The organism is Clostridium chrysemydis (assembly GCF_015234215.1).
In the GTDB taxonomy this organism is placed as follows: domain Bacteria; phylum Bacillota; class Clostridia; order Clostridiales; family Clostridiaceae; genus Clostridium; species Clostridium chrysemydis.
The window spans coordinates 253,091-276,585 of record NZ_JADEKP010000001.1; the positions used below are offsets into that span (position 1 = coordinate 253,091).

Annotated in this window: 26 protein-coding genes; all 26 read left to right on the forward strand. The window is 27.7% G+C overall.

Annotation, left to right across the window (positions count from 1 at the left end):
• Positions 1 to 4 precede the first annotated feature (4 nt).
• The 26 genes from INR60_RS01255 (at position 5) to INR60_RS01380 (ending at position 23,342) form a co-directional block, all read left to right on the forward strand.
• Entirely contained in the window at positions 5 to 472 is a 468-nt protein-coding gene (locus INR60_RS01255; RefSeq protein ID WP_194189655.1) for a phage tail tube protein, read from the forward strand.
• An 80-nt stretch (positions 473 to 552) separates the two neighbouring features.
• A complete protein-coding gene (locus INR60_RS01260) occupies positions 553 to 960 on the forward strand; it encodes a phage tail assembly chaperone (protein ID WP_194189656.1) in 408 nt (135 codons plus the stop codon).
• Between the two features lie 23 nt (positions 961 to 983).
• Positions 984 to 1,133 carry a hypothetical protein gene (locus INR60_RS01265; RefSeq protein ID WP_194189657.1) on the forward strand — a complete coding sequence of 50 codons (150 nt, stop codon included), beginning with the start codon at positions 984 to 986 and terminating at the stop codon, positions 1,131 to 1,133.
• Positions 1,134 to 3,464 (forward strand): tape measure protein, encoded by a 2,331-nt coding sequence (locus INR60_RS01270; RefSeq protein WP_194189658.1) that lies wholly within the window; start codon positions 1,134 to 1,136, stop codon positions 3,462 to 3,464. It begins immediately after the preceding gene.
• A gap of 3 nt (positions 3,465 to 3,467) precedes the next feature.
• Positions 3,468 to 4,160: a hypothetical protein gene (locus INR60_RS01275; protein WP_194189659.1), complete on the forward strand. Its 693-nt coding sequence runs from the start codon at positions 3,468 to 3,470 to the stop codon at positions 4,158 to 4,160.
• Positions 4,161 to 5,135: an XkdQ/YqbQ family protein gene (locus tag INR60_RS01280; protein ID WP_194189660.1), complete on the forward strand. Its 975-nt coding sequence runs from the start codon at positions 4,161 to 4,163 to the stop codon at positions 5,133 to 5,135.
• Between the two features lie 2 nt (positions 5,136 to 5,137).
• On the forward strand, positions 5,138 to 5,449 hold the full coding sequence (locus INR60_RS01285; RefSeq protein WP_194189661.1) for a DUF2577 domain-containing protein: 312 nt from the start codon (positions 5,138 to 5,140) through the stop codon (positions 5,447 to 5,449).
• Entirely contained in the window at positions 5,433 to 5,834 is a 402-nt protein-coding gene (locus tag INR60_RS01290) for a DUF2634 domain-containing protein (protein ID WP_194189662.1), read from the forward strand. Before INR60_RS01285 ends, INR60_RS01290 begins: the two co-directional genes overlap by 17 nt.
• A complete protein-coding gene (locus INR60_RS01295; RefSeq protein ID WP_194189663.1) occupies positions 5,831 to 6,958 on the forward strand; it encodes a baseplate J/gp47 family protein in 1,128 nt (375 codons plus the stop codon). Before INR60_RS01290 ends, INR60_RS01295 begins: the two co-directional genes overlap by 4 nt.
• Positions 6,955 to 7,836: a putative phage tail protein gene (locus INR60_RS01300; RefSeq protein ID WP_194189664.1), complete on the forward strand. Its 882-nt coding sequence runs from the start codon at positions 6,955 to 6,957 to the stop codon at positions 7,834 to 7,836. Before INR60_RS01295 ends, INR60_RS01300 begins: the two co-directional genes overlap by 4 nt.
• The gene (locus tag INR60_RS01305; RefSeq protein WP_194189665.1) at positions 7,836 to 10,280 is read left to right on the forward strand and encodes a pyocin knob domain-containing protein; all 2,445 of its coding nucleotides are present in this window, start codon (positions 7,836 to 7,838) and stop codon (positions 10,278 to 10,280) included. Before INR60_RS01300 ends, INR60_RS01305 begins: the two co-directional genes overlap by 1 nt.
• A 15-nt stretch (positions 10,281 to 10,295) precedes the next feature.
• Positions 10,296 to 10,709: a hypothetical protein gene (locus tag INR60_RS01310; protein WP_194189666.1), complete on the forward strand. Its 414-nt coding sequence runs from the start codon at positions 10,296 to 10,298 to the stop codon at positions 10,707 to 10,709.
• 1 nt (position 10,710) lies between these two features.
• Positions 10,711 to 10,860 carry an XkdX family protein gene (locus tag INR60_RS01315; RefSeq protein ID WP_194189667.1) on the forward strand — a complete coding sequence of 50 codons (150 nt, stop codon included), beginning with the start codon at positions 10,711 to 10,713 and terminating at the stop codon, positions 10,858 to 10,860.
• 6 nt (positions 10,861 to 10,866) lie between these two features.
• Complete coding sequence (locus INR60_RS01320; protein WP_194189668.1) at positions 10,867 to 11,172, forward strand: hypothetical protein; 306 nt, start codon at positions 10,867 to 10,869, stop codon at positions 11,170 to 11,172.
• Entirely contained in the window at positions 11,173 to 11,403 is a 231-nt protein-coding gene (locus tag INR60_RS01325; protein WP_194189669.1) for a phage holin, read from the forward strand.
• A gap of 48 nt (positions 11,404 to 11,451) precedes the next feature.
• A complete protein-coding gene (locus tag INR60_RS17265) occupies positions 11,452 to 12,390 on the forward strand; it encodes an N-acetylmuramoyl-L-alanine amidase (RefSeq protein WP_238480381.1) in 939 nt (312 codons plus the stop codon).
• A 404-nt stretch (positions 12,391 to 12,794) separates the two neighbouring features.
• Positions 12,795 to 13,568 (forward strand): EAL domain-containing protein, encoded by a 774-nt coding sequence (locus tag INR60_RS01335; protein ID WP_194189670.1) that lies wholly within the window; start codon positions 12,795 to 12,797, stop codon positions 13,566 to 13,568.
• A gap of 62 nt (positions 13,569 to 13,630) precedes the next feature.
• Positions 13,631 to 14,347 (forward strand): LytR/AlgR family response regulator transcription factor, encoded by a 717-nt coding sequence (locus tag INR60_RS01340; protein WP_194189671.1) that lies wholly within the window; start codon positions 13,631 to 13,633, stop codon positions 14,345 to 14,347.
• Between the two features lie 299 nt (positions 14,348 to 14,646).
• Entirely contained in the window at positions 14,647 to 15,510 is an 864-nt protein-coding gene (locus INR60_RS01345; protein WP_194189672.1) for a GGDEF domain-containing protein, read from the forward strand.
• 127 nt (positions 15,511 to 15,637) lie between these two features.
• Positions 15,638 to 17,665, forward strand: a complete 2,028-nt coding sequence (locus INR60_RS01350; protein ID WP_194189673.1) for a methyl-accepting chemotaxis protein — start codon at positions 15,638 to 15,640, stop codon at positions 17,663 to 17,665.
• Between the two features lie 148 nt (positions 17,666 to 17,813).
• Positions 17,814 to 18,548, forward strand: coding sequence for a LytR/AlgR family response regulator transcription factor (locus tag INR60_RS01355; protein WP_194189674.1), 735 nt, complete (start codon positions 17,814 to 17,816; stop codon positions 18,546 to 18,548).
• A gap of 116 nt (positions 18,549 to 18,664) precedes the next feature.
• Positions 18,665 to 19,858: a GHKL domain-containing protein gene (locus INR60_RS01360; RefSeq protein WP_194189675.1), complete on the forward strand. Its 1,194-nt coding sequence runs from the start codon at positions 18,665 to 18,667 to the stop codon at positions 19,856 to 19,858.
• Positions 19,859 to 19,965: 107 nt separating this feature from the next.
• A complete protein-coding gene (locus tag INR60_RS01365) occupies positions 19,966 to 20,898 on the forward strand; it encodes a sulfurtransferase (protein WP_194189676.1) in 933 nt (310 codons plus the stop codon).
• A gap of 74 nt (positions 20,899 to 20,972) precedes the next feature.
• Positions 20,973 to 21,674: a TVP38/TMEM64 family protein gene (locus INR60_RS01370; protein ID WP_194189677.1), complete on the forward strand. Its 702-nt coding sequence runs from the start codon at positions 20,973 to 20,975 to the stop codon at positions 21,672 to 21,674.
• Positions 21,655 to 22,755 carry a (Fe-S)-binding protein gene (locus INR60_RS01375; RefSeq protein ID WP_238480383.1) on the forward strand — a complete coding sequence of 367 codons (1,101 nt, stop codon included), beginning with the start codon at positions 21,655 to 21,657 and terminating at the stop codon, positions 22,753 to 22,755. The genes INR60_RS01370 and INR60_RS01375 overlap by 20 nt, the downstream gene beginning before the upstream one ends.
• Positions 22,755 to 23,342, forward strand: coding sequence for a CDP-alcohol phosphatidyltransferase family protein (locus INR60_RS01380; RefSeq protein ID WP_194189679.1), 588 nt, complete (start codon positions 22,755 to 22,757; stop codon positions 23,340 to 23,342). Before INR60_RS01375 ends, INR60_RS01380 begins: the two co-directional genes overlap by 1 nt.
• The last annotated feature ends 153 nt before the right edge of the window (positions 23,343 to 23,495 follow it).

Sequence of the window (23,495 nt, forward strand, 5' to 3'; positions counted from 1 at the left end):
TATTATGGCTTATTTAAAGGCGCAAGACACAATATGTGGTAAAGAAGGTTCAGCACAAGTTAATATTAATGGGGAAATTCATAAACTATTTAATATAAAATCACTTGAAGCTAAAATGGAAAAAGATAAATCAGAAATAAAAACTATAGGATCTAGAGCAACTCAAAATAAAACAACTGGATGGAAAGGTACAGGTTCAATGACTGTACATTATATCAGTTCATTATTTAGAAAATTATCTATAGATTACATTAAAACAGGTAAAGATTTTTACTTTGATTTAATTGTAACTAATGATGATGCAAATAGTTCAGCAGGTAGACAAACTACTGCTTTATATAACTGCAACATAGATACAACAATTCTAGCAAAACTAGATATTGATGATGATGCTTTAGAAGAAGAATTAGAATTCACTTTTGATGATGCCGAATTATTAGAAGGATTTAAAGACTTAGATTATTTAAAATAAAATATTTAACTTTATGTATGCTAACTACTTATTTTAGTAGTTAGCATTTTTATAATATTTAAAAGAAAGAAGGAATATGAATGTCAAAATTAACAGATTTTTTAATTAATAACCCAATAGATGAATTAACAGAAGAGGTAATGATATCAGATAGATTCAAAGATGGAGATAAAATACTTAAATTTAAAATAAAAGCTGTAAGTCCAAATGAATTTTCAGAACTTCAAAAAAACTGTACTAAAGTTGGTAAAAAGGGGAAAGTAAACTTTGATAGCAAACTATTTAATGAAGAATTAATTGTAAATTATACAATTGAGCCTAACTTTAAAGATTCAGATGCTATTAAAAAGGCAGGATGTATGACTCCAGCACAATTCTTAAATAAAGTTTTATTAGCGGGTGAAGTTCAAGGGTTAGTAGAAAAAATATCAGAACTAAGTGGTTTTGATAAGGATATGGATGATCTAAGAGAAGAAGCAAAAAACTAATTAAAGAGGGGGATGGCGAGACTATGTATGCATATTATTGCTTACATAAGTTTCATTGGTCACCTAGCAAATTTGCAAATCTCTCTCTTAGTGAAAAAGCTCTAATAATTGAAATGATAGATGAAAGAATTAGAGAAGAGAAAAAAGAAGAACAAAGACTTAGGAGGAAATAAATGGCTACTATAAGTAATGCAATCTCATTGCAAGATAAAATGACTCCAGTCTTCAGTAGAATAAATAAAGCTATGAATTCAAGTTTAGCTTTATTTGGAAGATTAAATGTATCATCTTCTAAAGGAATTTCTTCAAATGGATTTAATAAAACAAAAAGAAGTATTGATAGTGCTAATAATTCACTAGTAAAATTTCAAAGTAATATATCAAAAACTAAACAAGTAACACCTAAGGCAGGCACGAGTTCTCCAAAATCTGCGCCTAAAGAAGAAAAAGCAGATAGCGGTGGGGGATTTCAAGCACCAGATATTTCAGCATTAACTGGAATGGTTCAAAAGGGTGCGCAATTTGCAACTACTGCAGCAACTTATTTAGATTCAATGTCAACAATGCAATCTAGAGTAAGTATGATAAATGATGGAATGCAAACTACAAATGAATTGCAAGATAAAATATTAGCAAGTGCTAATAGGTCTAGAGCTAGTTATCAAGCTACAGCAGATGCTGTAACTAAATTAAATATGCTAGCTGGAGATCAATTTAAAAGTAATGATGAAGCGATATCATTTGTTGAAACATTAAATAAAATGTTTACAATTTCAGGAACATCAGGAGAAGAAGCAACATCAGCTATGACTCAGCTTACACAAGCTATGAGTGCAGGAAAACTCCAAGGTGATGAGTTTACATCTATGATGGAAAATGCACCTATGCTTGCAAATGCTATAGCAAAATCAATGGGAAAATCAAAAGCAGAATTAAAGAAGCTATCTAGTGAGGGTGCTATAACATCAGATGTTATTAAAAAAGCTATGACAGAAGCAAGTTCTGGGGTTGAAGAGCAATTTTCTAAAATGCCAATGACATTTGGACAAAGTATGCAAGTATTAAAGAATAACTTTATGAATGCTATGGAACCAATAGCAGCAAGGTTTAGCCAATTTTTAAATAGCCCTGCAGGGACAGCGTTATTTGATGGTATAACAAAAGGACTCCAAGTAGTATCAGCAATTGGTACCTTTGTTATGGAGGCTATAGGTACCGGGATTAATTTTCTACAACAAAATTTGCAAACTTTAATGCCATATATACAAGCTGTTGGAGTTGCAATGTTAATTGCTGGAGTAATTGCTGCAGGAGCATGGCTGATTGCACAATGGCCATTACTAATGCTTATAGGTATATGTATTATAATAGCTAATATATTTAATCTTTTAGGGATAAATATATTATCAGTTGTAGGATTTGTAATTGAAGTATTTAAAGTTTTAGGAAGTATTATATATCAATTACTTCCAATAATTTTAGCAGTTGGTGCAGCAGCTTTATTATTTTTCTTAATACCATTATTAATGGCATTACCTGCAGCGATAGCAGATTTATTAATTATGGCAGCTATATGGCTTATGATGAATTGGCCTATTTTACTTGTGGCAGCAGGAATAGTATTACTTATTTACATTTTATCAAGTTTAGGAGTGTCAGCAGCTGATGTTGTGGGGTTTGTCGTAGGACTTTTTTATGGTTTATTAGCTGTAATTTCTAATATAGGAATAGGTATTGCTAATGCTTTTATAGGTGTTACAACGTGTATCTATAACACATTTAATTCAGTAGTTGGAACTGTAAAGGAACTTTTCTATGGTATGGCAGTGTACATTATTGATAAAGTGAGAGGTATTGCTGAAGTGCTTCAAGGATTAGTAAATTTAATACCAGGTGTTGAAGTAAACATTGTTGGTGATTTAGATAGAGTAAAATCTGGATTAGAGGCAGCTAAAGAAGAAGCTAAAAAACAACAAGAGCCTAAAGAAGCTAAGTATTATGATTATAAAAATGTTAAGGATGCTTATAACAAAGGATTTGATAAAGGGCATGGTTCTATGGATAAACTTGGGAGTGGAGCAGGGAGCTTTGGATCAGGTTTTAAGAATATGTTTAAAATGCCAGAGATGCCTAAAGATTTTGGAAATGATAAAGGAATGGGTCTAAATAAACCTAGTGGTAAAAATTTCGGCGGTGGCGTTCCAGCTGGTTTAGGAAAACCTAGCAAGATAAGTAGTAATCCAGGAGATGGAATGCTTAAGGGTGGTAAATTAGATAAAGTAGGTAAAATTGATAGTGATGTAAAAATAACAGATGAGGATATAAAGATGTTAAAAGATATATCTAAAGCTGAACTTATAAATAAATACACTACATTAAAACCAAATATGCAAGTACAATTTACAGGGCCAGTAACTGAAACGGCTGACATTAACAAAATAATAGCTGCTATAGAAGATATGACTGAGGAAGCTCTTTCAAATACATTGGTAGAGGGGGCATAAAATATGGCAATGGGAATTTTTATGGAATATAAGGGGCTGTTAATTCAGTTCCCTATTAATCCAGAAGAATTAAAATTAAAAATAGAAGGAAATAACGACACAAAAGAAGTTGTAAAATTTGGTGAAATAAATATAGCTAAGGATTGTAAATTAGCTACAGTAGAATTTGAAAGCTTTTTACCAGAAAAAAATAATTATCCATTTATATTAACAAAGAATCAATTTGAAAAGCCAAAGTTTTATATTGATTTTATTGAAAGAGTTAGAAAAGATAAAAAGCCTGTACGGCTTATAGTAAGTGACACAAAAATAAATATGCTAGCACTTATAGATAATTTTGAATATAGTTTTAAAGCAGGCCCTAATGATATTTACTATACTTTAAATTTTACTGAATTTAGAGAAGCTAGAGTAAAAGAAGTAAAAGTATCTAATTATGGAACTAGACCTGGTAAATCTACTTCAAAAAATAGAGGTGGTTCTTCAGCTAATAATGTTACATCAGGTTGTACAGTTATTGTTAATGGAAGATTACACAGAGATAGTTATGGAAGCGGACCTGGAATGACTCTTAGAAATTATAAAGGAAAGATAAACTTTATAAAAAGAGATGGTAGAAAATATCCATACCACGTAACAGATATGCACGGCGGATGGATGGGCTGGGTTACGAAGGATTCAGTTAGGGTGATTTAGATGAATATAGAGATGGTAATTCAAAATACTAATACAGGTAAAGCTTATGAAATATCAGATTTAGTTTCAGATATAGAAATTGCACAAGAACTTCAAGATAATCCAGGAAAACTATCCTTTACTTTAAATACTCAAAATAAAAAGGATATAGTTTCAGAGGGAAGTCCAGTTTCATTAAAAGTAAATAATAATAAAGTGTTTTTCGGATACGTATTTAAAATTGGTATAGATCAAGGCGTAGAATTAAAAATAACGGCATACGATCAATTAAGATATTTAAAATATAAAGATACTTATGTTTTTAAAAGTATGACATGCAATCAGATTTTTTCTAAGATATGTAATGATTATAATATAAAGCATGAGATAAAGCATACAAGCAGTTATTTATTGCCTCCTAAAATTGAGGACAATAAAAATCTTGCTGAAATGATACAGTACGGATTTGATAAAACACTAATTGATACAAAAGAATGGTTTTTTATGAGAGATGATTATGGAGTTTTAAAACATTTAAATGTTTTTGAGGAAAGAACACCATTAGTTATAGGTGATAGTAGTTTATTAAATGAATTTTCTTATGAATCAAGCATTGATGATGAAACCTATAACCAAGTAAAGCTTATAAAAGAAAACAAAGAAACAAAGAAAAGGGAAGTTTATATTGTTAAAGATTCAAAGAATATAAATAAGTGGGGAATACTTCAGTATTTTGATAAAGTTGATGAAAAAATGAATGAAGCTCAGATAAAACAAAGGGCAGATATGTTATTAAAACACTACAATAGGCCGAAAAAAACCTTAAAACTTGAATGTATAGGAGATTTTAGGGTAAAGGCTGGTTGTGGTGTTGTTTTACTTATTGAGGATTTAAAAGATAGTGCACCGTATAATAAATACGTCATTGTAAAATCTGTAACTCATAAAATTGAAAATAATATGCACAGTATGAGCTTAGAAGTGGAGGTGATATAACTATGGCTGGAGAAAAATTAGTTAAACTTATGAGAAAAAGTGCTGCAAATGCAATACCAAGAAATACATTAACAGATATTGTTCCAGGTCAAGTAGTAAAAGTAGATCCTATAAGAATACTCATTGAAAACAAATTTGAAGTAGATGAAGATTTCTTAATATTCTCACCTTTTTGTAAAGAATTTAAGACAGAAGATGGATTAAAGTTATTCGATAAATTAAAAGTTGGAGAAAAGGTTCTACTTTTAAGAATATCATCAGGTCAACAGTTTTATGTTATGGATAGGGGGGATAAAAATGATTCCAGAAGTTAACTTAATAGTTAGTGAAGTAGATGAAGTTTACTCTCCTAGCAAAACATATTGTTTAGATTTATTTAATGGAAGAATATTAAATAAAATAGATGAAATTGAAGCTATGAAGCAAGCTATTTTAAAAGTATTACAAACTGAAAGGTTTGAAAATGTAATATATGACGATGAGTATGGTGTTGAAATAAAAAGATTTATTGGAAAGTCTAAAGATTTTGTTATTTCAGATTTGGAAAGAACAATAAAGGAAGCTATAGAAGTTGATGATAGAGTCTTAGGAATTACTGATTTTAATATTGTAAATGACTCTAAAAGTATACTCAAGGTATCTTTTACTGTAGATAGTGTATATGGAGATTTTGATGTAGAAAGTGAGGTAGAAGTATGATTGGACAAGAGTTAGAAAAATATTCTTTTGAATATTTAATTAAAAAGGCATTAGATAATGTGCCAGATGATATTGATAAAAGACAAGGTTCTATTATATATGATGCAATAGCACCAGCTTGCTATCAATTAGCAGATATATATATGGAATTAAAGGGAGTTTTATTAAAATCATTTATAACAACAACTTATGGTGAATATTTAGATAATAAAGTTATAGAACAAGGTTTACAAAGATATAAAGCAACTTATGCTAAGAAAAAATGTATTTTTACATTTAAAGAAAATACATCAAAAAATATCCCACTTGGATCCATGTTTTCTACTATAAATGAAGAAACACCATTACTTTATAAGGCAGTTGAAAAATTATCAGAAAGTGAATATGTTTTAAAATGCGAAAGTATAGGAACTATAGGAAATGGATATATAGGCGATTTACTTCCAGTTACACATCTTCAAAATATAGAATCTGCAAAGATAACTTCATTAATTGAAGCTGCAAGAGATGAAGAAACAGATGAAGAATTAAGAAATAGATTTTTACTTGAAGTTAACCAAAAGCCTTTTGGTGGAAATGTAGCTCAATATGATAAAGAACTTAGATTATTAGATGGAGTGGGTGAAGTTCAAGTATATCCTACATGGAATGGTGGGGGAACAGTAAAATGTTCTATAGTTGATACTGAATACAATCCAGTTTCAAGTGATGTTATAGATAAGGTTAAATCTGAAATAGATCCTAAGGGAATAGAAGGTAATGGACTTGGAATAGCACCAATTGGACATGTTGTAACAATTACAACGCCTAGTGTTGTAGAAGTTAATATTGAAGCTAAAATTCAGTTGCTAACTGGATATATAATAGATCAATTAAGAGATAGCATAAATAAATCTATTGAAGAATATTTAAAAACACTAAAAAAACAGTGGGGTATATCAGATGATTTTAATAGATATGAATTAACAGTCTATAGATCACAAATAACTATGGCTATATTAAGAATTATTGGTGTAGCAAACGTTACTGACGTAAAGATAAATGGTTTAGATAAGGATTTAATATTAAATGAAAATGCAGAAATTCAAGAGCTTCCTCACTTAAATGAGGTGAAGCTAATTTGATTAATATAAAAAAATACTTTCCAGATATTTATGAAAATATATTAGAAATAGATCTCTTAAGTGATACTTTAGATAAATCATTTAATAATTTAGATAACGAGTTTTTAAAGGCTATATTAAATAGTTTCGTAATTACGGCTGATGTAAATATGCTAAAAGAATACGAAGCAATACTTAAAATAAACGATACAGAATTAAAAGATATAGAATTTAGAAGACAAAGAATATTAAATAGACTAGCTATGAATGTCCCATATACTATAAAAGCTTTAAAAAATAAATTAAATGATATTATAGGTGAAAATAATTATAAAGTTTATGTAGATAATGAAAATTACACTTTATATTTAGAATCTAAAATATTATCTCAAGATTGGTTTACAGAAACATATATTACGGTAAATAAAATGAAACCTGCAAATATAGTTTTTATAAATAAACCTTTTATGCAAAGTAAAATCCTTATAAATGAAGAAGTTACATTAGCACAAAGAGAATATAACTATAAGTTAGGTATATGGCAATTAGGTGTAAAGCCATTTAAATCATTACGTCAGAAAGGGGTTGTAAAGATGAAAGAAGAATCTTCTGTTTCAAAATATTTTTTAGATCAACTAAGAGATTTTTCTTTAGATAAAGTTGGTTATATAAAAGTAAATGACACTAAAAAGTTAACTGATTTTATAACAAAGAATATAGTTGATGGAAAATTAATATTAGAATATGCATTTTTAAAGGAATATGGAATTAGTGAGATAACTAAAATTGATGTTTACACAGTTAACAATGAAAAGTTAACTAGTATAAATCTTTACGTTCCTATAATTGAAGATATAGAGTTAAAACATGCAATTTCAATAGAGGAGGGAGTAGTTTAATGGATAAGTTTAAAACTAACTGGCAATTGACTGAAACAGTTAAACCAGAAGATTTTAACAGAATAGAAGGAAATATAAAAGAAAATGATACAGAACTAAGCAAACTGGAAGAAAATGTAAGTTTAGAATTAAATAAAAGGGATAAAGAAATAAATAAAAAGTCACAAAAATCGGATGTTATTCTAAAAGTAGAAATACCAAATGATAGGGATTGTAATTCATTTAAAAGTTTAAATTCTTTTTGTGCATTTGACACTGGAATTGGTGATTTTAAGAATACTCCAGAGGGAACACTACCTATAGGGAGTTCTAAAGTATTCATTATAACTAATAGAGGATATTCTAATGGGAGAATACAGCAAGAATTTACTTATTTATATCCAAAGGAAAGAGTAACTAAGTGGGTAAGAAATTATGATTCAGAAGAAAATGAAAAATGGGGCAAATGGTATAAGATTTATGACGAATCTAATAAGCCAACAGCAGATGATTTAGGTGTTTCTCCTAACAATCATAATCATGATTCAGATTATGTAAGAAAACGTGCAACTAGAATAGTAGGCAAAGATTTAAATGAAATAATAGATGGCGGATATTATGCAATAGTTCAACATGAAAAAGCTTGTCCTAATATTCCAGTAGGAAGTGACGGATATTTAATGGTAATACCATGGAGTGGTGGACAGTGGTGTACTCAAATATTCATAAACGATATTGAGGGAGACATGCATATAAGAACCAATAATATTTCTTCAAATGGTATGTCATGGAGTAAATGGGCAAAAGTTTATGATACAAATAATAAACCAACACCAGGTGAAATTGGAGCTTATTCTAAAGATGAAACAGATAATAAATTTAAGGTTAAAGATGCTACAGTATTTACTTTACAAGATTCATATGTTGCAGTTAGAACATCAAATAGAAAACCAAATCAATACTATGAGTTTTGGGATACTAATTCTGGATGGGCAGATTTAAAATGCAATGATGTTTTTGTAGGACAAGGAAGAAATAAAGTATATCATTCAGGTAATAAACCTACCCCATCAGATATAGGAGCAGTATCTAAAACGGGTGACAATATTAGTGGAACATTAAAGTTTAAATCAGCAGGAAATGAAATAGAAATATTTAATAGTGGAGCTACTCCACATGCAAGAGGAGTTGTATATAAAAATGATTCCAATGTAATAACAGGTATGGTTGGATCATTATTAAATGGACAAAATTCGGAAAAAATGTTTATTGGTAATACTTCTGAGCCTTGGAGTGGAGTTAATTCATTAACAGTAGACAAGGGTGGATGCTACTATAATAATCAAAAAATATACCATAAAGGAAATAAGCCAACACCAGGAGAGATAGGAGCTGTGTCAACATCTGATATATCTCAAGAAATAGTTACAAACAAAGTTGTTCAAAGAGATAGTAATGGCGATATTAAAGGTAGATTATTAAGATCAACCTATCAAGATGAAAGTTATGTAAAAGGTGCAATAGCATTTAGGACTAATAATTCTGATGATAATTATACTAGGTACTGTAATAATCCGACAGCATTAAAACAATGGTTAGGGTTTGGACAGTGGGATTTTAATACAAGAGATTTGAAGGTTCATAACAAGAGAGCCATGGTAGGGTTAGATAATAATGATGGAAATAAATTATGCATAAACTACAATGAAGATTTTGAGAATGTAGATATTTCTGGTAAGATAACTCTTGGTGGTATGAGGGTTGGGAATGGATATGAAAATGGATATAGAAAATCAATTCCTGTAGTTGCGGTAGATGGTGTAATGGAAGTTGGTAGGTTTATTGATTTTCATTCTACCACAAAAGAAAAAGATTATGATGTAAGGATGGAATGTGCAGGTCCGAATGATTTAAGAACTAGTGGCTCTTTTTCTGCTGTTGGAGGAGATATATATGCATATAAGGGCGGTAGTGGAAATACAAAGGCGGCTATATTAGGAACCGGGGATATGGACATATTCGTTTGTAATCTCAAAAGCAAAAAATATTTACAGTTGAAAGATGATGGAAGATTATGTTATTCTGACATTAAAATACAATTGGAACCTAACCAAGGTACTCTATGGAGCGGAGTACAATATATGGGTAGTGGTCAAAGTGCATGGCCAAGTAGACACTTAATGGATTGTCAAAATGGCTGGATATTAGTTTGGTCAGATTATGATCAAGGACCAAATAATGCAAATGATTATAACTGGTGTTATTCTTATATTCCTAAAAATAGCCCGGCTAATGGTAAAGCACAAAATCAATTTTTCCAAGTATCAACTAATGAAAATGGAGATATGACAGTGAAAGGATTAATTATATATAACAATAGAATTGATGGAGTAGATCCAACAGGAAATGCTCAAAGTAGTGGCAAATGGCATGATGTCGTTTTAAGATATGTATTAGAATATTAAAAAGAAGGTGATTTAATGATTTATTATGTTCAGATTGAAAAAGATACTAATAAGGTAGTTGGTTATTCATCTAGTAAGATGTATGAAGAAGATTTAGAGTTTGAGGATGAACTTTTGGATGAGAGATTCAAAGGTAGTCCTTTTTTTTATATATATAATGTAGAGAAGAAAACTTTAGACTATAGTGAAGATTTATATAATGAATACTTAAAAAAGAAAAATGAAGCATCAAAAAATCCAGAGGATACATTATTTAAAGAAGTAGCAAATTCAAAAGTTGCATTAATGCAGCAACAAAATATAAATAAAACTATTTTACAGGAGGCTGCAAAAAGTAAAGTAGAAGCTATAAATCAACATGAGATTAATAAAAGTTTACTTAAGGAAATAGCAGATTTAAAAATTAATTTAATGAAAGGTGGTAACTAGTATGGAATTTTGGAAAATGGCATGGCAATATAAAGCTATAGATGAGGAAATATTAAGATTAGCAGTGAGATGTGAGAGTAATCCTTTTGGAGAAATCACAGAAGATGAATTCAAATTGATATGTGGTAAAGACTTTAAATTAAAGGGATAAATGCTTATGAATGTAGATATAACAGTTTTAATAGGAATAATAGGCACTTTATTTGGAATAGCACTTGGGGTTTGGAAAGCTAAAAAAGATGAAGAAAAAATTATAAAAGATGAGACTGTTCAAGATACTGTTGTAGCTACTAAACTAGATTATATATCTAAAGGCGTAGATGATATAAGATTGGATATTAAAGCACAAGATAAGCGAATTAGTGATATTATTGAGCGATTAATAAAAGTAGAAGAGAGCAGTAAGTCAGCTCACTATAGAATAGATAATATTGAAAAAATAAATAATAATGGGGGGATTTAGATGGAATTTAAAAGTAGATTTAAAAATCCATACTTTTGGCTAGGATTAGGTGGGATAATTTTTAGTGCAGCTGGAGTAGATTTTAAAACTTTAACTAGTTGGAACTTACTTGGAAGCGCATTTTTTGATATTCTTGCAAATCCAGTATCTCTTGTAGCTGTAATAGCTGGAGTAATTGGTGTATTTGTAGATCCATCTACAAAGGGATTAAAAGATAATAAAATAAATTAATCAAAGGGTGGTTTAAAGCTACCCTTTTATTTTAAGGAGATGATATAAATGGGAAATATAAAAAAAATAGCAGTAAGGGCAGGTCATAATTTTAGAGCAACAGGTGCTAGAGGATTAATAGATGAGACTGTAGAAGATAGAAAAGTAAAAGATTCTGTTATTAAATATCTGAAGAAAGCTGGGTATGATGTTTTAGATGTAACTCCTGGAGATTGTGATGTAAATACTGATTTAAGTTATGGAGTTAATAAAGCAGAAAATTTTGGAGCAGATTTGTTTTTATCAATCCATTTTGATAAATGCTATGACTCATATGAAGGATCATTGGGACATGCTTGTTGGGTATATAAAGAAGGCACAGAGTCATATGATATTGCAAAAAAAATAGTAAATAAAGTTTGCGATGAAGTTGGTTTTAAAAGTAGAGGGGTAAAAATCAATCCAAAGTTATATGAATTAAGAAAAACGTCTATGAGTTCAATAATAATTGAAACATGTTTTTGTGAAGCAACAGAGGATGTGAAGATTTATAAAGAAAAGGGATTTGATTTAATAGGAAAATCAATAGCAACAGGAATAGCTGGGTCTATAATAGATACATCTAATAATGTAGCTTCTGAAGATAATGATAAAGCCAATAAAAAACTTTGGGAAATATCTATAAAAGGTGAAGAGGTTAAGTCTTTACAAAATGAATTAAATAAACAATTTAATGCAAAGATTGTAGTCGATGGTTTTTTTGGAGAAGATACATTAAATAGATGTATTCTAGTTAAAAGAGGTGCGAGTGGAAATATTACAAGGCTAATACAACAAAGATTAATTAATAGAGGATATTCAGGTGTTGGTAAAGCTGATGGTATATTTGGTAGTAATACTGAAAAAGCAATTAAAAGATTGCAAGAGTGCTTTGATTTAAGTATAGACGGTATTGTGGGCAGGAATACTTGGAAGTGTTTATATGGAGTAAATAAAGGAAAGTTTTAGTTTATTTGCTTACAGATTGCATACAATCATATAAGTAACTATATGTAAGAATATTGATAAATATTTATGTAATATACATTAAGGAGTCATTAGAGAACAAATAAATAACTATAAATATGTATTTATAGTTATTTATATAACTTTTTATTTAAATGCTATTGTCTAATACTCCACATGGCGAAACAAGACTAAAAAATACATTGAGCTAGAGTCTTAGATTTCTAAACAGAATAATAAAATAAATTTCATTAAAAAGTTGCATTTAGGGGTTCTTATTTGTAATTTAGGGATAATGATAAAAATAAATGGATATATATGCTAAAATATTTATAATAATTTAAGAAAATTCAAAAAATTAGATTCGGATATTCTATATTTACATAAGAAAAGGGAGGATGATGAACGTGGAGAGGTATATTGAGAGTAAAGAGAGGTATGAGGCACTTTATAGCGACTTTAAATATGAGAATCTATATTTAGTTTATCAACCTAAGGTAAAAAATATAACAGGAGAGCTTGTAGGGCTTGAAGCTTTAATACGGATAAAAGGTAAGGAAAAAATAAGTATAGAAAAGTACATTAGAAATTTAGAGGAAGAAAAGCTTATACACGTTATAGATTATTTTGTATTTGAAAAGGTTATAGGTGTTATAAAGGAACGTAGAAACAAAGGTAGGCCAAGGATAGGTATATCTATTAATATGTGTACATGCACTTTGTTAAGAGATGATTTTGAAGAGTTTATTAGTAACGGAGTAAAAGAAATAGATTTAAATAAGGAATTAGAAATAGAAATAACAGAAAGAAATATCCCCTTTGATAAGATTAAAGATATAAATAAAAGAATAAGATTTTTAAAAGAGAACAATATAAGAGTAGCCATAGATGATTTTGGTATAGGAAATTCTAATATAAGTCTTTTGATAGAGGCTGATATAGATACGTTAAAATTAGATAAGTCATTAATTAGAAATATAATACATAGTAATAAAAGCAAAAACATATTAAAATATATATTTAATATGTGTAAAGCTATAAATGTTGATGTTATAGTTGAGGGCGTTGAGAGAAAAGAAGAACTAGAGGCCTTAGTAGAAATCGGAGGAGAATTCTCTCAAGGGTACTATTTTTCAAAGCCATTATTATTAGAAAGAATATCTAATAAATATTATATTTAAATCTTAATAGATAAGAAGCAGCAAAATTTGTACTATTAACAAAAAAGGGGAAGGCATATATTATGAAAATCTTAATATGTGATGACGAAAGGGATATGATAGATAAATATAAAATACGGCTTGAAGAGATAGGGAAAAAATTTAGCGTTAAGATAGAAACACTTTATTATGCTAGTGGAGAGTTTATGCTAATTAGTAGAGAAGAGTGGATAAACCAAGTATCTATAATCTATTTAGATATTCAAATTAATTCTTTAAGTGGAATAGATTTAGCAAAGAGAATAAGAGATCTCGGGTATGATGGAGAGATTGTTTTTTTTGCTAGATCTAAGAATTTTGCATATGAAGCGTATGAAGTATTTCCAACTAGTTATATTTTAAAAAATCAGCTATATGATAAAAGTTTTGAAAAAATATTTTATAAGTGTTTAACTAATATTGAAAAGCAAGACGAAGAAAACTTTATATTAAAGTATGGGCAAGGAAGTGTAATAATTCCTTTAAAAGATATAAATTATTTTGAAATAAATAAAAAATTAGTTACATTAAATTATCTAGATAATAAAATGGAAACCTTTTACTCAAACTTAAATACATTAGAGGAAAAATTAAAAAGAAAGGGATTTTTAAGAATACATAGATCGTATTTAGTTAACACTGATAAAATATATAAGTTTACAGGTAATAATATTACTTTAAACAGTGGTATTAATATACCTATTGGAAGGACATACATAAAAAAAGTAAGTTTAGTTTTAAATAAATTATTTAATCTCTAAATATAAGTTTATCTTTAAAAAATAAACTTTTTTTAGTTTAAATTTAAAAAAATGGTAAAAATATTTTAAAAATTAAATTACAACATAATAATTATTTCAAAAAATCCTTTAAATTTCTATATGTGTGAACAATTATTGTATAATATCATAAAACTTTGACATATTAACCTCACTTATTTAATATTAAAGTTATATGAAAAAAAGAATTAAATAACAATCTTTAAAAATTAATACAAGGCTTAAGTGATATCAATGTTGTAAAAGGGAAGGATGGGGTTAATATTATTAATTTTACTAATTTGGACGAGTTTAAGAATTTCACAAAAACTGTAAGGAAAATTTACAGTGGAATTCGTGTTATAGACAGTAATTTTAATTGCATCATAGGGGATAAAGAATTTAAAGGATTGAAATGCTACGAAATATGGGAACAAGGTAAAAAATGTGATATCTGCATTTACGATAAGGCTTTAAAGGACGAAAAGCCTGTAATAAAAGTAGTAAATTTTAATGAAGATACATACGTGATAAAAGCAGTAGCTGTAAAGATAGGTGCTTTAAAGTATGTAGTTGAATTTATAGATAAAATAGGAAATAGACTTTATTATGAATCAAAATATTCAGAGTATAAAGGTAAGTCATATATGATTCAAGTTGATAATAGCTTAAAAGGGATAGTCTTAGATGGGCTTACTGGATTATATAATAGAAAGTATATAGATACAAGGCTTAAAAGTGACATAGAAGATTCATTTGAATATAATGAACCTTTAAGTATATTGATGATAGATATTGACTTTTTCAAAAAAGTAAATGATACATACGGGCATGTAGTGGGAGATAAAATCTTAAAGAGATTTGCAAAAATCTTAGAAGAAAATTTTAAGGATACTAATAATAGTTGGATAGGAAGATATGGAGGAGAAGAATTTATTTCAATAATTCCAAACGGCTCTAAAGCCTATTCAAAAAAAATAGCAGAAGACTTAAGAAAAAATATAGAAAAAGAAGAGTTTAAAGTTAAAGAAAATATTATTAAGATAACTTGCTCTATAGGAATATATACTATGGAAAAAGAAAAGCTTGAAATAGATGAACTAATAGAAAAAGCTGATCTAAAACTTTATATGGCAAAAGAGCTTGGGAGAAATAGAGTAAAGTAAGTGGCATATTATGCCACTTTTTGTTGTTTGAACCTTAAGTTAAGTAGTTTGTGGAAGATAGCAAATATAAACAATGATTTTATGTATAATTAGTTAAGATTAAAGGAATAGAAGGGAGATGTAATTAATGGATTTGAAAAGAATTGTTAACTTCAAATCGTTAAGATCAAGACTAATCATTGTTTTTGCTACAATAATAACTTTTACAATACTAATTATTGGAGGTACATTTATAAATCTTATGAAAAAGGCGTTAGTTTCAGAAACATATAGAGATTTAAAAAATATATCAGAAGCTAAAGCTGAAACTGTACAGAGTACAGTTTCGGGAGATAAAAAATATATTGAGGGGTTAGCGATAGATTCAATGCTAACTGATAAAGATGTATCATATAAAGAAAAGAGTGAAAAACTTAAAAAAGAAGCTGAAGAATCAGGCTTTTTGAGATTTGGCTTAGCTGACATTAACGGAAAATCACTTATGTATGATGGTACAAAGAGCAGAGTTGATATTTCAGATAGAGACTATTTTAAAAAGTCAATTAATGGAGAATCGGCAGTTTCAGACATTATAATTAGTGAAAATACTAAAGAACCTGTACTTATAGTTTCTGCTCCAGTTTATAAAGATAATAAAATATGTGGTGTATTTTATGGGGTAAGAGAAGGTGTATTTTTAAGCAAATTAGTAAGCTCAATAGAATATCAAAAAACAGGATTTGGATTTATGATAAATAAAGAAGGACTTGCAGTTGGAGATGTAGATGAAAACAAAGTAAAAGAATCATACAACTGGTTAAAAGAAGCTGAGAAAGATAAAGGATTAAAAGAGTTTGAAAGATTTATCAATAATAATATGCTTAAAAATAAATCAGGAAGTGGAGAGTTTGATTATAATGGATCAGGTCAAGTAATAGGATATTCGAATATAGAGGGTACTAATTGGATAATAGGTGTCGGAATTGAAAGTCAAGAATTACAAAATGAGATAAATTATTTAATAAAATTGTTAGTAGTATATGCTGTAGTTATTCTACTTATAGGAAATACGTTGGTTTACATTCTAAGTAAGACAATATCAAAACCTATTGAAAAGGTAGCATCTGATATAGATCGTATTTCAAAATATGATTTAAGAGAAGAAGAAGATAATTTATTAATTAATAGAAAAGATGAAATTGGAAAGATTGAAAAATCAGTTCACGAGATGAGACAAAACTTTAAAGAACTTATTTTAAAAGTCAAAGAAGTTTCTTTAAATGTTTCAGATTCGGCGGAAGAATTAAATTCTATTTCGGAACAATCACACAGTGCTTCTGAGGAAGTTGCAAAGGCAGTAGAGGAAATTGCAAGAGGAGCATTAGATCAGTCAAAAGATACAGAATCGGCTGCTTTTGACATAGAGGACGTAGGATTTAGTATAGATGAAGAAATTATATTTATTAATGAATTAAACTCTTCAATAAAAGAGATAGAAAAAGAAAAAAACAATGGATTTAAAATAATAAATAAGTTAGTAGAAAATACAGATTTAAATAGTAAAGCTACACTTAAAGTTTACAATATTATTTTAAATAATAATAAAAATGCAGAAGAAATAGAAAAAGCTAGTGAAATGATTCAAAGTATAGCAGAACAGACTAATCTATTAGCATTAAATGCAGCTATAGAAGCTGCAAGGGTTGGAGAATCTGGAAAAGGTTTCGCAGTTGTGGCTGAAGAAATTAGAAAGCTTGCAGAAGAATCTAATAAATTTACAGACGAGATCGATAAGATAATAAATGAATTAAAATCTAAATCAAGACTTGCAGTAGAAGAAATGAAGATGGTAAATGGTGTTGTATCAAATCAAGAAGCAAATGTTATTGAAACTGAAAGTAGATTTAACAAAATAGCTAATGTTATTAGTTCAAGCGAGGTTATATTAGATAAACTAAATAAATCTTCAAAGGAAATGTTAACTAAAAAAGAAAATCTTTTAGAAATAGTTCAAAGCTTGTCATCTATAGCAGAAGAAAATGCTGCAGGTACAGAAGAGGCATCAGCGTCTATAGAGGAACAATCCTCATCTATAGAAGAAATTGCAAATTCAAGTCATACTTTAGCAATTAAGAGTGAAGAATTATCAGAATTAATTGATAAATTTAATATATAAAGAATTTTAAAGGCGTTATATTACTATAACGCCTTCGGTTATTTTATTCTAAAATTTAATCGAATACAAAATATTTTTTTTGAATTATTGACAAAATGAATTATAATTGTAAGAGTTGTGTATAAAAATACTAATGAGGTGGTTCGTTTTGAAAATTTTGATTTGTGATGATGACAAAGAAATAATAGATAAATGTAAGGGGATTCTACGAAGTTTTTCAAAAAGGGTATCTACATCTATCCAAATTATAGAGTATGGAAAAGGAGATATCTTATTAGAAGATGAAGAAGAATGGATAGATTCAGTATCCGTTATGTATCTAGATATCGAACTTGGAGATATAAATGGTATAGAACTTGCAAAAAAAATAAGAGACCGGGGGTATAATGGAGATATTATATTTCTGACGGTATCAAAAGACTATGTTTTTGATTCATTCGAGGTTAAACCTCTAAATTATGTATTAAAAAATGATATGGAAAGTGAGAAGTTTTTTAATCTTTTCAGGGAAGTTTATGTAAATAGTGAAAAAACTAATGATAAAAATCTGATTTTGAAACAAGGTAAAAATCAAGTTGTAATGAAATTAAATGATATAAATTATTTTGAGGCAAATAGAAAAAAAATAATAGTTTCATATTCTAATAGTAAGAGTAAGGAATTTTACTCAACAATGGGGGAGATAGAAGGAAAGCTTCCTACAAATAAATTTATAAGGATACATAAATCATATATTATAAGTTTAGAAAAATTAACTACTTTTGATAACAAAGAAGTAATTTTAAATGGTGATATAAAACTGCCATTTGGAAGAAAGTACAAGGGACAGTTTAAAGAAAAATTCTTTCAATTTATAAATAAAGGTGCATTGGAAATATCATGATAGCTAAATGCGCAATAATAATTACTTTTATGCTAGCAATAATAATTTATAATTATTATTTAGTTAGATTTACGAACTCCTTTCTTAAAAGAAAAATTAAATTTAGATATATAATTATGATTTGGGTAGTTTATGATATGCTTTGGATTTTAGTAGGAAATTTATTTTCTATAAATGTAATTGTCTTATTTTTACTAAGGTTATTTTTAGGGATAATAATTTTTAAGAAAACATTTTATATGGATGTAACCATAGCTCTATTTTTAAACTTGACTTATCAATTTTATAATTTTGCATTATATGAAATAGTAAATTGCTTACTATCAAAATATTATAATATTGATGCTATAGTTTTAGTTCAAAATCACTTATTTAAATTATTATTAATATTACTCTCAAGAGTAGTTGTTTCAATAAGTTTATATATTATACTGTCAATTAAAGTGCATGAATTGGAAAGCTTTTTAAAGGGACTTTCTAGAAATCAAATTTTAAAAATTACAGTTATACAATGTATAAGTAGTTTACTTATACTTATATTGGAAAATTTTTATTATTTTAAAGTAAACTCTATAGTTTATTTTGTGATATTTCTTATAATTCTTATTATAAATTTTATCTATAGCACAATATTTTTCGAAAACTCTATAAGGATTGAAAATAATAAGCAAATGTTAACTGAAAAAAATGATATGAAAATTCAAATAGATAATCAAAAGAAATATTATGAATCCATTGAGAAAGAATTAAGGGAGTTTAAAAAATTTAAACACGATTATTATAAATTTTCAAAAATCATAAAAGTTAATGGTAATAATGTTTTAAATTCTAACTTAGTAAGTAAATTAGAATCTAAGATTTCAAAATTTGATAATAGCTTAACTAATATATCAAATAGTTTAGTTTTAGAATCTTTAATGTTAAAAATTAAAAATAAATGTAAAAAAAATAATATAGAGTTAGATGGTAAAATATATATTCCAGATAGTTTAGAAATTGAGGATGTAGATCTTTTAAGGTTGTTTTTAAATATATTTTCTAATGCAATAGAAGCTAATAAAAAATTAAGTAGCAATAGATTTATAAAAATTAAAACAAAATATAATAAAGGATGGATTATCATAGAATTTAAGAATCCATACAATCATATAAATTATGAAGATGGTAAATTTATTACGACAAATAAAGACAATATAAATCATGGAAATGGAATTAATATTATAAAAGAAATATGCGATAAATATAATATCAATTATGATATAAAGCTAGAAAAAGATATATTTATAACAGATTTACTAATAAAAGAATAAATTAACAAAAAATAAATTTTAATAAAATGTAAAATATATTTAAAAAATATAAAAATAGTGTATTATAGAAAATGTAATTATAAATATATCAAAAGGGGACAACAAAAATGAAAAATTTTAAAAAAATTGTGGCATTATTTTTTTCAATGACACTTATTATTACTGCATTTGTCGGATGCCAAGATACTGAGCAAAATATAATTAGTGAGACTTCTAAAAAAGATAGTTACAATAATGATTATTTTGTAAACATTGAATGGGTAGCAAAAAATGCAAATAACGAGAATGTTGTAATAATAGATGGCAGAGATAATAAAAAATATGAAAAAGGCCACATCCCAGGTGCTATTAATGTAGCATGGCAAAGTTTAGCAAATATTAAAGGAAAAGCAGGAGATAAAAACTGGGGAGTTGCATTACCTAAAGAGGAACTTTCACAAAAACTTGGAGAACTTGGTATAGATAAAAAGTCACAGGTTGTAGTTTATGCTGATAAAGATGGCTGGGGTGAAGATGGAAGAATCGTTTGGGAATTAAAAAGTGCAGGAATAAATGCAAAGATGTTAGATGGTGGTTTTGATCTTTGGACTAAAGAAAATAAAGAAATAACTACAGAAGTTCCTGTTATAATTTCAAAGAAACTAGAAATCGAAGAGATAGATTCAAAGACTACTATAACAACAGAAGATTTACGTAATAATATGGATAAATATACTATAGTAGATTCTAGAGCAAAAGATGAATATGAAGGTGCAACTAAGTTTGGAGAAGCTAAAGGCGGACACATAAAAGGTGCTATATCTATTCCATTTAACGAAGTTTATAACGAAGATGGAACTATAAAATCTAAAGAAGAACTTTTAAAGATATTTGAGAGTAAAGGTCTTAAAAAGGATAAAGAAATAGTTACTTATTGCACAGCTGGGATTAGATCAGCTCACGAAGCATTAATATTAAATATGCTAGGATTTAAAGCAAAAAATTATGATGCATCATTTTACGAATGGGCAACTACATATCCAGACCTTATTGTAAAGTAATTTTAAAATCTATCTTATAATTTATAAGATAGATTTTTTATTTAGTGATATAATTTAAAAAATGGAGGAAAGATATGAGTAAGAAAAAATCGTTTTTAATAAAAATAATAGCTTTAATTCTAATAATTCTTATATATATGTTTGTAAAGCCTGTTAATAGATTTGTAAATCAAATGGTATTTTATTTAAGTAGTATGAATTTAGATATGTTAAAAGAATATATTTTATCCTTTGGACCTATAGCCCCATTGGTATCTTTTGCACTTATGATACTACAATCAATAGTTGCACCTATCCCAGCATTTTTAATTACATTAAGTAATGCTGCTATATTTGGCTTTGTTTATGGCGCAGCTTTATCTTGGGTAAGTTCTATGGTTGGGGCTTCTTTATGCTTTTATATAGCTAGAAGCTTAGGAAGAGATGCTGTTTTAAAATTAAACGGAAAGACTGCTTTTACTAGTATAGAAGGCTTTTTCGAAAAGTACGGAAAGCATACTATATTAATTGCAAGGCTCTTACCCTTTATTTCATTTGATTTAGTAAGTTATGCAGCAGGACTTACTTCTATGAGTTTTATATCTTTCTTTATAGCAACAGGGATAGGTCAGCTTCCTGCAACTTTAGTTTATTCATATGTTGGGGGAATGCTAACTGGAGGTGCTAAACTCCTTATGACAGCACTTTTAATTTTATTTGCACTTAGCATTGCTATTTATGTTTTAAAGAAAGTTTATGATGAAAAAAGAGGTTCAAATGAGAAAGGTTTTAGATAATTTTGAAAAATGTATAAACTGCAATAGATGTTATAAAGTATGTCCTATGATGAAAGAATTTAGTGATTCACCAAAAGATTTAATGAGTGATATATTAAATTCTAAAATAAATATTAAAGATGCTTCTTACTCTTGCATGCTTTGCAATAGTTGCACTGAAGTTTGCATAAAAGATTTAGATTTAAAAGATATGTTTTTAAGTCTTAGAGAAGATATTTATAAAGAAGGTAAGGATTTAAAGAAATATAATCTAAAATCAGTAAAGACTCACCAAAAAATAAGTTTTTCAAAAATTACAAAAAATAAAATTAAAAATAAAAGCACTAAAAAAGTTTTTATACCAGGATGTAGTTTAAGTAGTTATAATAACGATATTATAAAAAACACATTAGATTATTTAAAGAAAGAAGAAGGAGAAACGCTAGAACTTTTAGTAAGATGCTGCGGTAAACCTTCAAAAGACATCGGTGATATAAAAAGCTATAAAGAAAACTTAGAAAACTTAAATAAAGAACTAAAAGAAAATAATATAGAAGAAGTTATAGTAGCTTGTGCAAATTGCTATAATACTTTTAAGGATGGACTTAAAGGAATTAAAGTAAGTAGTCTTTGGAATATACTATGGGATAAAGGATTAGATAGTAATTTAAAAGATAAATATAAAGACTTTAAATGCGTAGCGATTCACGATCCTTGTCCGATGAAAAAAGAAAAAAAGATTCAAGATGATGTTAGAAGCATACTAAAATTTTTAGGACTAAATGTTATAGAGTTTAAAAAAAATAGAGAAAACACTGTCTGTTGCGGCGCTGGCGGGATGGTTTTAGTTACAAACAATAAATTATTCTTAAAGCAAAGTAAGAAGAGGGCAAATGAAGCTGAGTGTGACACAATTGTATCCTACTGTGCATCTTGCGTTAATACTTTAAAAACAGAAAATAAAAAAACATTACATATCTTAGATTTTTTATTTAACAAAGATGTTTTAAATAGAAAAATTACTAATTTCAAAAAAGTAAGTTCAATTGAAGGTTTTAAAAATAGAATAACTTTAAATCTAAAAAGTAAGAGGTGGGATTAGTGTTAGATACGTACGGAAGAAAGTATGTAAATCCTTTAATAAATTTAGGCGCAAAAGTTTTTTTAAAGCTAAGGTTTACTCCGAATTTAGTTACTGTAATTGCTTTAATTACAGGGATATTAGCAGCATTTTTTAATTTTTATGGTAATATAATTATTGCACTTTTACTTCTTTGGATATCGGGATATTTAGATTCGGTTGATGGTGCTATGGCAAGAAAGCTTGGCTTAACTACACCCTTTGGAACATTACTTGATATTACATTTGATAGATTAGTTGAACTTTCTATAATTATTTCAATTGCATTAAAATACGAAAACACAAGAATTTATTTATTATTTTTATTGTGTTCTATTTTAATATCTATGACTATATTTTTAACAGTCGGAGCCCTTTCTAAAAATAACGGAGTTAAATCCTTTAGGTATCAAGCAGGTGTTGCTGAAAGGACAGAAGGATTTATAATGTTTTCTTTAATAATGTGTTTAGAGGGGAATTATAAAATAATTACAATAAATATATTTACTATTATAATTCTTATAACTATATTTCAAAGAATAATAGAAGCTAAAAAGCTATTAAAATAAAAGTTTAATTTAAATGCGCCTAAGGGTGCATTTTTATTTTGGAAATAATCGGTTAATAATTTAGATAGAATTTAAATATATTTAAAAGGTTTGGTATAATAAGGCTATAAAGGAAAGCTCATGATATGATAGTTTAGAATTTATTATTTAGAT